Here is a 2027-nt window from a genome sequence, read left to right on the forward strand (position 1 = left end):
AATGAAAATGATAAGGTAAATATCTTTAGATATGTAACAGAAAATACCTTCGATGCCTATTTGTGGCAGACAATAGAGAATAAGCAAAAATTCATTTCTCAAATTATGACTTCAAAAACTCCAGTAAGAGTTGCAGAAGATGTTGATGAAGCAAGTCTATCTTATTCAGAAATTAAGGCTTTAGCCACTGGCAATCCTCTAATTAAAGAAAAAATGGATTTAGATAACGAAGTTACAAAGCTAAAAATGCTGGAAGCAAACTATAAATCTAATAAATATAAGCTTGAAGATAAGGTAAATAAATTTTATCCTCAAAGTATTTTAAAAACTGAAATGGAAATACAAGCAGTTAAGGATGATATTGCAAGTGTTGAGAAATTAGGAGAAGGAGATAGTAAATTCACTTCAATCAGTCTTGGTGCAAATAAAATTTTAGATAAGAAAGAAGCTGGAGAGAAGCTATTAGAGGAAATAAAAAAAGTAAAGATAAATGATAGTAAGGTTATTGGTAAATATAGAAATTTAGACTTACAAGTTTCATATAACTTTATGACTAATACTCATACTTTTAAACTTTTAGGAAAAGCAGAATACTTCGGAGAATTTTCAAACTCTACTGATGGTAATATAACAAGGCTTGATAATGCCATTGAAAAAATGCCTGCAAGACTTGAAAGATTGAATCAAAATCTTGAAAACTATAAAGAATCTTTAGAAAATGCCAAAGTAGAATTAACTAAACCATTTGAAAAAGCAGATGAGTTAAGAGATAAGACACTAAGACTGGCTGAAATCAATAAACTTTTAGATATGGGAGAAGTAGAAGAATTAGAAAACCAATCACCACTTTTAGAAGATTTAAAGAGGGCGATAGTTGATTATTCTAACTACGAGTTTTCAGAATCTAATAGCTATGAAGACTTTGACAAATTATATCCTGATTTAAGCCATATAGGACTTGCCTATACAGAAACACCTGATGGTAAGCATTCGATTCAATATGAGGTAAATTTGGAAGAAAAAACATGGACTCAGTATGTAGACAATGTAGCTATTAGAACAGAATCTTTTGTAGAGGAAGATATATCTAACTCACAAGCTATTAAAGATATGACCGAAGCTATAAAGATGTCTAGTTTTGATGATCTGGTATCAGTAGATGAAGAAGATTTAAAACAAGCACTGGGCTTAGAAATAGATGATGATGGAAACTTCTATGATCCACTAGCAAAAGATCTTGATAATGATGGAATACCAGATAGGTATGACAATGATTTTAAAGATAGTGATTACTTTGAATCAACCTATGATGTAGAGGATAATCTTCACGCAAGAAAAGAGAAACCATCGATATTGGGACAAATATCCAAATTTAAATCAGAAGAAGAAAAAGATAAAAATCAAGAAAAAAACGAAAAAGGACAAGAAAGATAGAGGAGGGCGAAAGGCTCTCCTTATTTAGTACAAGGAGGAAATTATGGAATACAAAGATATTAGAGAAAACTTAGAGGAAATGATGAATGATAATTACAAGGATTTTATAAAAGCACTTGTGAGCATAGAAAAAGGTGTTAATGATGAAAAGGCACTTGAAGAAGTCTATGTTTTATATATGAACAATGACACAACAGATCTACTAAGTGATGACTTTGACTATATGATAGATGATATGAAAGAACAAGGTAAGATTGTTGAAAATACCAATGAACTAGAAGAAAAAGATGATCTCATAAATCTCGTGGGTAATATAGCGGGGAAAGTAGAAAATCTTGAAAGAGAAAATGCTAATGGAGAAAAGTTCAAGGTAAGCAACTTTTCTCTTGTTTCAAAAGATGACGATGGGAATAAAGTTTATACCAATTGTTCAGCCTATGGAGATAAGACAAAAGATATAGAGAACCTAAAACAAGGAGATTTTGTTAAAATCTTCGGACAAGTAAAAACAAGCATTGACAACAACGGAAGGGAACATAAAAATGTTCGTATTTTGTCTTCTAAGCTCTTAAAAGCAAAAGAACAAGTAAAGA

Annotated in this window: 1 protein-coding gene and 1 pseudogene; both read left to right on the forward strand. The window is 30.8% G+C overall.

The genetic code is table 11. From position 1 onward, the window contains the following. Nucleotides 1-1434, forward strand: a pseudogene (locus FYJ26_RS10695) (DNA helicase); the annotation flags it as partial. 43 nt (nucleotides 1435-1477) lie between these two features. Next, on the forward strand, nucleotides 1478-2027 hold a 550-nt coding region (locus FYJ26_RS10700), incomplete at its 3' end, for a DNA-binding protein (protein WP_154542233.1).

The organism is Anaerococcus porci, assembly GCF_009696575.1.
GTDB lineage: Bacteria > Bacillota > Clostridia > Tissierellales > Peptoniphilaceae > Anaerococcus > Anaerococcus porci.